This is a genomic window from Haloparvum sedimenti (assembly GCF_001462205.1).
GTDB classification, from domain to species: domain Archaea; phylum Halobacteriota; class Halobacteria; order Halobacteriales; family Haloferacaceae; genus Haloparvum; species Haloparvum sedimenti.
On record NZ_LKIR01000121.1, the window covers coordinates 245,073 to 254,352 of the forward strand.

The following is a 9,280-nucleotide window of genomic DNA, read 5'->3' on the forward strand; positions in this document are numbered from 1 at the left end:
GCTGGAGGAACGCGTACTCCGCGACCTCCAGTTCGTGCTCGCCGACGAGCTGCGTCTCGCCGTTCTGGAGCTGGACGAGGTCCGCCTCCTGCGGCTCGTCGAACTCGTGGTACTCGCGGCCGGAGGAGTCGTCGTCTTCGTCGTCTGCGGTCCCCTCGCCGTCCTCCGTCGCGGTGGCCGTCGACTCGCCGTCGGAATCGTCCTCGGCGGTCGACTCCTCGTCCGTCTCGCCGTCGCTGTCGTCGTCTCCGGCGTCGGCCCCCTGCGGACCGAGCCAGATGCCCTCGACTGTGACGACCAGCGACTCGAAGTCGCCGATGTCGCCTGGCTGGTCGGTGACGCGCGTCGCGAGCGTCCCGGTCGCGGTGCCGATACAGCCCGCGAGAGCGGTCGTGCCGAGCGCCGCGGCGCCGGTCGCGCGCAGGTAGCTCCGCCTGTCGAGTGTGGGTGTGTTACGGTTCATGTCTGGATATGGATGATTGAAAACAAATGGCTGTCGGCCGACGCGGGCTTACGCGTCGCCGTCCGTCTCGTCGTCGTCAGCGTCCTCAGTCTCCTCGTCCTCGGTCTCTTCGTCCTCGGTCTCCTCGTCGTCCGACTCGTCGCTGTCGTCGTCAGCTTCTTCAGCCTCCTCGTCAGCGTCGTCCGCGTCGTCGGCGTCTTCCTCGTCCGCGTCGTCGGCGTCTTCCTCGTTAGCCTCCTCGTCCGACGGGGTCACGTCGCTCAGCGCCGCGCCGAGATCGTCGACCTCACCGTCGAGGAACGCGTTGATCGTGTCGTGGATCTGGCTCACGTGGTCCGGGACCTGCTCGGGCATGTCGCTCGGCGGGCCCGCGTTCCCGGGGCGCTCGGAGGCGTTCGGGCCGCGGTCGGTCCCGTTCGCGCTCTCGTTCGCGTCGGCGTCGTTCTCCTCGTCGGTCGCGTCGTCAGCAGCGCCAGCGTCGTCGGCCGCGCCGGAGCTGCCCGGCGCGTCGCCGGCGCTCTCGTTCGCACTATCGTTCGCGTTCGATGCGTCCGCGGGCGTCGCGGCGCCGGCCGCCGCGCCGAGACCGGCGAGGGCGACCATCGCGACCACCGCGACGACTGTGAGCTTTTTCGCGTTCATCGCACTTCCCGCTCGGTCCGGGAGCAACTTGAAGGGGGGAAGCGCCGAAGTCGGGTTTCGATAGTTTGAGCCCGTCTAAAGCCCATTTAAGCCCGATTAAACGCGGTTCCACCATCCGAGTTCCGGCGGTCGGCCTCAGCGGCCCGAGTCGGTGACCGTCCGGTCGGCGCGCGCGCCGGTCGGGCCTCGGGCGACCGGCGCCGATCGGAGTACCGCCGCCGGAACGCCCGGGAAGACTCCCGTCGGGAGCGCCCGGCAGGAGCGCCGCCGTAGCCATCACGCTTACGCGACGGGCGACCCATACGGCGTCCATGACGAGCGACGAATCGGAGGCCCGGGACCGACCGCTTCCGGGTCCCTGGACCGAGGTCGAGTCGCCTGACCACATCGTGTCGAAGTACAGCCCGCGGGAGCCGGCGCTGTTCGAACGCGCCGACCGCGAGCGCGCGGTCCACATCCGCCCGGACGAGCCGGACCTCCCCCACGCCGACCGCCGCGAGTGGGTCGTCGGGCTGGTCCGGGGGGACGCGGAGAACTTCGTCGGCGCCGAGCCGATCGCGCGGGTCCACGGACGCGGGAACGCCTATCACGTCGCGGTCGCGTTCGCCGAGGCGTACGAGGAGGCCGTTCCCGACACGGGCGACGACGCCGCCGCGATCGCGCACGCGAGCGAGCAGGCGGAGCTGGAAGCCGACCGCCTCGCCGAGTGAGCGGCCGCGAAACGGACGGCCTCAGGCCTCGTCCGCTCGCTCGACCTCGATCGCCACGTCCGCCGAGTCGACGCCGATGCGCGCGAACTGCGTGCGGACGTGTTCCTTCGCCGCCGACAGCGCCGCCTCCCGGGTGTCGAACCCGCGCGGCGACGGCTCCTCGAACGCGACCCGGATCTGCTCGCCGTCGACGAGCAGCGGGGAGCCGCCGCTTTCCACCTCGTAGAAGGAGTCGCAGACCCAGACGTAGGGGGCGTCCTCGTCCGGCGCGCCGGCGTACGTCGGCGGCTCCTCGCCGCGCTCGAACACCGTCCCGGTCAGTTCGGTGCCGCCGCCGCGACCGCGAACGAGTAGCATAGCTCGGGATACGCGCCGCGGGAGCAAAAGGCGTCGGTTGCGGCCGCCCACGGGGAAAGCGATTTGCCCGTGGGCGGTCGTGTGACGTGCATGACCTTAGAGGATTTCGAGGAGTTCTCCGGCGACGGGGACGACGGCGCCGACACGGACGGCGCCAACGCGGTGACCGGATCCGGAGACGGCACCGGGGACGACGCCGACACCGGAACGGACGCGGACGGGGCGGATCCGGCCGCCGCGGACGCGGGCGCGACCGCGGACGACGGCTTCGAGCGCTACGACGCCGAGCCGGCGGGCGAGGACGCCGGGTTGGGCGTGGTCTCCGTCTCGCAGGGACTCCGCGTCGCGGAGGACGCCGAGGAGACCGTTCTCCGCGCGTTCGTCACCGCGGGGAACCGCGAGTCCGTGCGCCTCGGGAAGTACCTGCTCGTCCCCTACCCGGACGGCGAGCGCCTCTTCTGTCGGATCACGGGGCTGGAGTACGCACAGGAGTTCCAGTCGGACGACGCCACCGAGATCCACGCGCGCCGGCAGATGCGCCGCGAGGAGTTCTCCGAGCGCGACTACAAGTTCGTCGCCGAACTGGAGCCGGTCGCGGTCGTCTCCGGGTCGGGCGAGGACCTCTCGCGCCGGATGACCGACCGCGTCCCGAAGCCCGGCGCACTCGTGCAGGAGGCCGCCGACGCCGCCGAGATCAAGACCGGGCTGAAGATCCCCGAGGAGGGCGTCTTCCTCGGACATCTCTCCGTCGGCGGCGAGAAGATCCGGACCGCGGCGAGCCCCCCGACCGTCGACTACCGCGTGAAGGACGATTACGCGGACGGCGACCCCCTCGTGTTCAGACACACCCTCGTCGCGGGCGGGACGGGGTCCGGCAAGACCCACGGCTCGAAGAACGTCCTCCGGCAGTACCTCGACGCGGAGCGGACCTACCCGATGGACGACGGCCGGGAGGCGCGGATGGCGGTCGTGCAGTTCGACCCGCAGGACGAGTACGCGCAGATGCACGACGACAACCCGGACCTCGACGACGAGTTCGCGCGCCGGCTGGAGCGCGAGGGCGTCGCTCACGGCGGGCACGACGACACCGTCGCGCTGATCCCCACCTCCCGGAACGCCACCTACCCCGGCGAGGGCCACCGCGCCGAGCAGGTGCCGTTCACAATCCCGTTCTCGATCGTAAACGAGTACGATATGCCTTGGCTAATTGCTGGAGCCAGCCTCAATGACAATCAATATTCCGCGCTCAACACCCTCCTGAGACGGTTCTTCCGCCAACACGGAAACTCCGGAACGTATCAGCAGTTCCTGAGCTATCTGGACGATCCTGCACTGAAGGAAGAGCTCGACGAGAACGGGCGTGTCCACGAAAAGACGTTTGAGGCGGTCATGCGGCGGGTTCGATCGATACCCGGCGGCGTCTTCGACGGCGACGCCAAGCCCATCACCGAGCTCGACCACACCCTCGTCCGTCCCGGCGGACTGACGGTGATTCCCACGTACCACCTGCCCACGTCCCGACAGAAGGAGATGTACGTCCTCGCGGTGTCCGCGTTCCTCATCGACGACAAGCTCTCGAACGATCCCGACAGCGACCGGATCAAGGAGACGCCCCTGCTGGTCGGGATGGACGAGGCCCACAACTTCCTCGCGGAGGGCGACAACGTCCAGTCGCGAAAGGTGATCGAGAAGTTCACCGAGGCGGCCAAGCAGGGCCGCAAGGAGCGACTCGGCCTGTTCCTGATCACGCAGGATCCCCAGGACGTGGCCGAGCCCGTCTTCAAGCAGATCAACACGAAGATCGTCTTGAACCTCGGCGACGAGGACGCCATCTCCAGCGTCAACATCCCCTCGAACCTCGCCGGCAAGGTCCCGTACATGGAGAAGGGCCAGATGGTCGTTTACTCCCCCGACAACTCCGAACCCGTCGAGTTGACCGGCCTCCCGAAGTGCGTGACGCGGCACAACTGACCCTCGACCTTTTTCTGCGGTCGGGTCGCGGCGGCGCAGGCGCCGCCGCGACCGCTCCCTTGAAAAATGTCGATCAAAAAGGGGCCGCGGTCGGCGCTGCGGGCGCTACGCGCCCTCGCGCCGCCGCGGTACCACACCCTCGACAGAACAGCACCGCACCACAACCTCGACAGAACAGCACCGCACCACAACCTCGACAGAACAGCACCGTACCACAACCTCGACAGAACAGCACCGCACCACAACCTCGACAGAACAGCACCGCACCACAACCGCATCAGCACCGCGACCGCATCAGCACCGCATCAGCACCACAGCAGCACCGCGATCGCTTCGCAACCACGGAGAGGGAAGTACGGGCATTCGTGTGACGGTCTCAGCCGACCCGATCCTTTGGGTTCCTTATACGCTACCGCAGAGGGGATTTATGCGCCCGATCCTGTTTCATGTGAACATGAACCAATCTACTCCGACGTACGTCGGGAAGGCGTGTGCGTACGTCACGCGTTCGACCGGGGAGGTGCTGGTGTTCGAGGGACCGGGCCACGACGGTCTCCAGATCCCGAAGGGGACGCTGGAGTCGGGCGAGCGGCCGCGAGAGGCGCTGTTCCGCGAGGTTCGCGAGGAGACGGGACTGGCAACGCTCGCGGACGTCTCGCACCTCGCAAGCGACGTCTGGACGCGGCGGCGCGATCCGCCGAAGCGGTACGTGCGCCACTTCTTCCATGCGACGGTCCACGAACCGCGCGACGCGTGGACGCACGTCGTCCGTGACGGCGGCGCCGAACACGGCGCCGCGTTCGACCTCCGGTGGGTCGACCCGGCCACCGACGAGCAGTTCGCGCTGGACCTGGACGACTACCTTCGCGCGCTCCCGGATGCGGTTCCGGAAGCCGGAAACGCCGACGTAACCGCGACCCCGACGCCGGCAGCCACTGACTGAACCACTCTCACAAACGGAACACGTCGCGGTGCGCTAGCGGTGCGGTGCTGTTCCTGTGCGGTGCGGCGCTGAGGCGGTAGTGGTGCTGAGGCGGTCGCGGTGCTGAGGCGGTCGCGGTGCTGATGCGGTTGTGGTGCGGTGCTGTTCTGTCGAGGTTGTGGTGCGGTGCTGTTTCTGTCGAGGGTGTGGAACCGCGGCGGCGCGAGGGCGCGCAGCGCCCGCAGCGCCGCCCGCGGCCCATTTTTGATCGACATTTTTCAAGGATGGGTGAGCGCGCCGCCCGCGGCGCGCGAACCCGACGCAGAAAAAGGTCGTTATCGGACGACCGTCACGGGCCGGTCGGCGTTGCGCATCACGGACTCGGCGACGCTGCCGAGCAGGACGCGCGAGACGCCCTTGCGGCCGTGGCTCCCGATGACGATGCCGTGGGCGTCGATGTCGTCGGCGACCTCGACGATCGTGTGGGCGGGGCGGCCGACCTCCACGCGGGTCTCGACCTCGCGGTCGACGCTCTCCGCCGCGTTCGCGACGATCCTCTCGCCGCGCTCGCGGGCGGTCTCGTACCACTGCTCGACCGCGCCGGGGAACGTCCCCTCGACGGTCGAGGCGGCCTCAGCCGGGTTGATCACGTGGAGCAGCGTCAGCTCCGCGTCGGGCCACTCCTCGGCCGCGAACGACAGCGCGGCCGCGGACTTGTCCGATCCATCGACCGGAACGAGGATCCGTTTGTTCATGGTCGATGATCGGTCGGTAGCGTCAAAAAAGGGCATCATGCGGCGAGCCTGCCGCCAGTCGGGAGTGCCGCGTGCCGTTCAGAAAATGTTCGCCTGCTGGTAGACGGAGATGCCGTTGTCCGTGATCTCGTAGGGCTTCGTCTCACGGGAGTGGTTGGCGTCGCGGATCTTCTGGATCTCGACCGCGAGCCGAGTCTCCCGGAAGTCCGAGGGGCGGACGTACTGGAGGACGAATACGGCGTCGGTGAGGTACTCGACGATCCCGTGTCTGGAGGCGTAGGCGTTCTCCTCGCTGGCCTCGGAGGTGAGCATCGTCGTCACGCCCGCGTCCTTCAGCGACCGCGTGAAGTCGAACACCTCCGATCGGCGCCTCGCCGGGTGGTCGTACATCATCTCCAGCAGCGAGACGGAGTCGAGGACCAGCCGCTCGGCGCCGAACTCGGAGATGAGCCGGGAGAGGTCGTTGCGGATCGACGCCAGCGAGTTCGCCATCTCGATGGGGTCGAGCGCCACGACCGCGAGCAGCCCCTCGTCCTCGTACTCGCGGAAGGGCCAGCCCTTCTCCTCGGCGGTCGAGAGGATCGCCTCCCGGCTCTCCTCCAGCGTGATGTAGACCGCCTTGTCACCGTTCCGGAGCGCCTCGTGAAGGAACTGGAGCGCGAACGTCGTCTTGCCGGTCCCCGCCGATCCGATGGAGGCGATGAGCGAGCGTCGCGGGACACCGCCCAGGATCATGTCGTCGAGCCCCTCGATGCCGATGTCGATGCGCTCGATGTCCGACTCGAACTCCTCCTCGTTGAAGTCGGTCCCTCCACCGAAGCCGCCGCCCGCGCCGCCCGCGCCTCCGCCGTCTTCGCCGTTACCGAACTCCGCGAACCCGAACTCGTCGCCTCCACCCCCGGTTTCGGGTGTGGTTCCGCCAACGTCCGAACCGTCGTCGCCGCCGAAGTCCGCGAACCCGAACTCGTCGCCCCCGCCGGCGGGGGAGCCTCCGGAGCCGCCGAACGCTCCCTCCTGGTCTCCTGCCGACTCCCCGGTCTTGCCGAACGCTTCCCCGGGTTCCTCGGAGCCGGCGAATCCCTCCGCACCCGCCGTCTCGTCGGGGGAGTTCGAGGGGCCGTCGTCGACGGCGTCCTCCGTGGACTCATCGCGGTCGGGGCCGTCGCTCTCGGTCGAGCCGTCGGTGTTGGCGGTGTCGACGGTGTCTCCCTCGCTTTCGCTCGAATCGGTCCCGTCGTCGGCCGCGCCGCTCTCGCCCTCGATCTCGCGCAGCGCGCGTTCGAACCAGTCGTCGTCCTCGCTCATGGGGCGGCGTACCGCGTCGCCGCGGTGTCCTTGTTCCCCCGTCGGTGGCCGTCGGCTTGAAGGTTGCCCGCCGACCCGCACCCGGTCCGCTTTAGTCGCGGGGTGGCCAAGGCCCGGTCATGCAGGTCGGGATCGTGGCGCAGCGGGAGAACCCCCGCGCCGCCAGCCTCGCGGACGACCTCCGGAGCGCACTCCGCGAGCGGGACGTGGGAGTGTGGTTCGACGAGGCCACCGCGGCGGCGCTCGACGCGTCGGAGGTCGGCCGTCCGATGGACGCGTTCGACGGGGCCGACCTCGTCGTCGCGGTCGGCGGCGACGGGACGTTCCTGTTCGCGGGGCGCCACGCCGGCGGCACGCCGATCCTCGGCGTGAACCTCGGCGAGGTTGGCTTCCTCAACGCCGTACCCCCGGACGACGCTCGCGAGGCGGTGCTCCGCGAGGTGGACGCCTACCGCGGCGAGGGGATGACTCCCAGAGAAGTCCCCCGGATCGCGGCGCGCGTCGAGCGCGAGGAGTGGACCTCGGACCCGGCGGCCAACGAGATCGTCGTGCAGGGGCCACGACGGGGCCACGGCGGCGGCACCGACTACGAGGTCCGAGTCGACGGCTCGCTCTACTCCGGCGGCCACGCCGACGGCGTCCTGATCGCCACGCCGACCGGATCGAGCGCGTACAACCTCTCCGAGGACGGGCCGCTGGTCCACCCGAGCGTCGACACGCTCGTCGTCAACGAGATGTGCGCCGCCGAGGGAATGCCGCCGCTGGCGGTCGAGGCGGACAGCACCGTCACCGTGACGCTGACGGGCGAGGGGACCACCGGCGTCGTCATCAGCGACGGCCGCCACCCGAAGGAGGTCGAGGCCCCCGTCTCCGTCACCGTCGAGCGCACCGACCCCCCGATGCGGATCGCCGGGCCGAGCGCGGACTACTTCGAGGCGCTCGGAAAACTCTCGTGAACCGCCCCCTCGGGCTCGCCCCGTTCGCGGGCGAGTCGCGGCTCGACTGCGGGCTCGTGGCCGCGGGCGGCGTCGTCGCCTTCGCGGTCGGTTACCTCGCCACGGCCCTCCTGCTCGGCGGCATCGGCGTCCTCGACCACGGCGGCGACAGGGCCGCCCGCCGGCTCGCGGGCGCCGGCGGGTCGGTGCTCTGCTGGGGCTACTTCGCGGTCACGTTCACCCGCGCGAAGGGCGGACCGGTCCTGAACGCCGTCGCCTACCCGGTCGCGACCGCGGTTCTCGCCCCGTTCGCGCTCCGCTGGGCGCTGTTCGGACCGGACTGGGCCGGCCTCCGCGAGCGCGTCGGCTTCTTCCTGTTCCGGCCGGACCTCCTGCTCGACGCGGCCGCGCTGCTCGTCCCCGGCATGCTGACGTTCCTCTCGCTGCTGTCCGCGTGGGGCGCGACCCTGAACGACGCGGAGATCGACGCCTGGCAGCGCGACCACCTCCGCGAGGAGTTTTACGACGCGTTCGTCGAGGCGTCCGACCTTGACGCGGAGTGAGGAAGGCCAGAAGACGTCGGGAGAGCGCGAGGAACGTCCGGTCTTGTCTCTGGCGTAGATCCCGCGGACCGGCACTGCGACACTCGGAAAGTCCCAGCCGACTCCCCGCCACGTCGGCGTTTTTTGTTTTTGCTGTCCTTTCGGCTGCGTGGAACAGCAACACCCAGAAAGCCCCAGCCGGCTCGACCAGCCGTCGTGAGACGGTCCGGGCTGCCTGCGGTAGCGGGCTGCCGGGCTGCGACTCACTGGCTCCCGCTCGTTCCTCGCGGGAACGCGACACGCTCTGCGCTCCTCGCTCTCCGCCGCGCGGGACAAACCGCGTCCCGCTGGCCTCCAGCGTGCAGTAGCGCGCCGAAAATCGGAGATTTTCGAGCCGCCGTTCGCTCCCCACCGCGCTCACGGCGACGCCGGAGACAACGCCCGCTGCGGTGTCTGAGACGAAGTCTCAGACTAGCGAGTGCTTCGCTCTCGCGTCGCTTGCGGCGCCGGGGCCGGATCGAGCCGGCTGCCCCTTTCAGTCCCGCCCCGCACAGCACCGCAACCGCCCCGCCACCGCCCCGCAGCCTCACGCCTCCCCAGCCTCGGGCTGGACGCGGCCGCGGAACCGCACCGCATCGCGGCCGCGTCCAGCCCTCCCTCGCGCGGTCGCGGCGACAC

Annotated in this window: 10 protein-coding genes; 5 read left to right on the plus strand and 5 right to left on the minus strand. The window is 69.7% G+C overall.

All coding sequences use genetic code 11. From position 1 onward, the window contains the following. Both AN233_RS08520 and AN233_RS08525 read right to left on the minus strand, forming a co-directional pair. The coding region (locus AN233_RS08520; RefSeq protein ID WP_125920008.1) for a DUF4382 domain-containing protein at positions 1 to 463 on the minus strand (463 nt) is incomplete at its 3' end. A 48-nt stretch (positions 464 to 511) separates the two neighbouring features. Continuing rightward, the gene (locus AN233_RS08525) at positions 512 to 1,105 is read right to left on the minus strand and encodes a hypothetical protein (protein ID WP_058366359.1); all 594 of its coding nucleotides are present in this window, start codon (positions 1,103 to 1,105) and stop codon (positions 512 to 514) included. Positions 1,106 to 1,416: 311 nt separating this feature from the next. Between AN233_RS08525 and AN233_RS08530 the strand changes: the two genes are divergently transcribed. After that, positions 1,417 to 1,815, plus strand: a complete 399-nt coding sequence (locus AN233_RS08530) for a hypothetical protein (protein WP_058366360.1) — start codon at positions 1,417 to 1,419, stop codon at positions 1,813 to 1,815. A 21-nt stretch (positions 1,816 to 1,836) separates the two neighbouring features. Here AN233_RS08530 and AN233_RS08535 read toward each other — a convergent pair whose 3' ends face one another. Next, positions 1,837 to 2,172 (minus strand): DUF7113 family protein, encoded by a 336-nt coding sequence (locus AN233_RS08535; protein WP_058366361.1) that lies wholly within the window; start codon positions 2,170 to 2,172, stop codon positions 1,837 to 1,839. Positions 2,173 to 2,262: 90 nt separating this feature from the next. Between AN233_RS08535 and AN233_RS08540 the strand changes: the two genes are divergently transcribed. Continuing rightward, positions 2,263 to 4,143: an ATP-binding protein gene (locus AN233_RS08540; protein WP_058366362.1), complete on the plus strand. Its 1,881-nt coding sequence runs from the start codon at positions 2,263 to 2,265 to the stop codon at positions 4,141 to 4,143. A gap of 454 nt (positions 4,144 to 4,597) precedes the next feature. After that, a complete protein-coding gene (locus tag AN233_RS08545; RefSeq protein WP_058366363.1) occupies positions 4,598 to 5,086 on the plus strand; it encodes an NUDIX hydrolase in 489 nt (162 codons plus the stop codon). Positions 5,087 to 5,400: 314 nt separating this feature from the next. On the opposite strand, the gene AN233_RS08550 is transcribed toward AN233_RS08545, so the two are convergent. After that, complete coding sequence (locus AN233_RS08550; protein WP_058366364.1) at positions 5,401 to 5,820, minus strand: universal stress protein; 420 nt, start codon at positions 5,818 to 5,820, stop codon at positions 5,401 to 5,403. 78 nt (positions 5,821 to 5,898) lie between these two features. Next, positions 5,899 to 7,125 carry a KaiC domain-containing protein gene (locus AN233_RS08555; RefSeq protein WP_058366365.1) on the minus strand — a complete coding sequence of 409 codons (1,227 nt, stop codon included), beginning with the start codon at positions 7,123 to 7,125 and terminating at the stop codon, positions 5,899 to 5,901. 119 nt (positions 7,126 to 7,244) lie between these two features. Here AN233_RS08555 and AN233_RS08560 point away from each other — a divergent pair, with 119 nt between their 5' ends. Together AN233_RS08560 and AN233_RS08565 are read left to right on the plus strand one after the other, a co-directional pair. Further along, positions 7,245 to 8,081, plus strand: coding sequence for an NAD(+)/NADH kinase (locus AN233_RS08560; protein ID WP_058366366.1), 837 nt, complete (start codon positions 7,245 to 7,247; stop codon positions 8,079 to 8,081). Continuing rightward, complete coding sequence (locus AN233_RS08565; protein ID WP_058366367.1) at positions 8,078 to 8,623, plus strand: hypothetical protein; 546 nt, start codon at positions 8,078 to 8,080, stop codon at positions 8,621 to 8,623. Before AN233_RS08560 ends, AN233_RS08565 begins: the two co-directional genes overlap by 4 nt. The last annotated feature ends 657 nt before the right edge of the window (positions 8,624 to 9,280 follow it).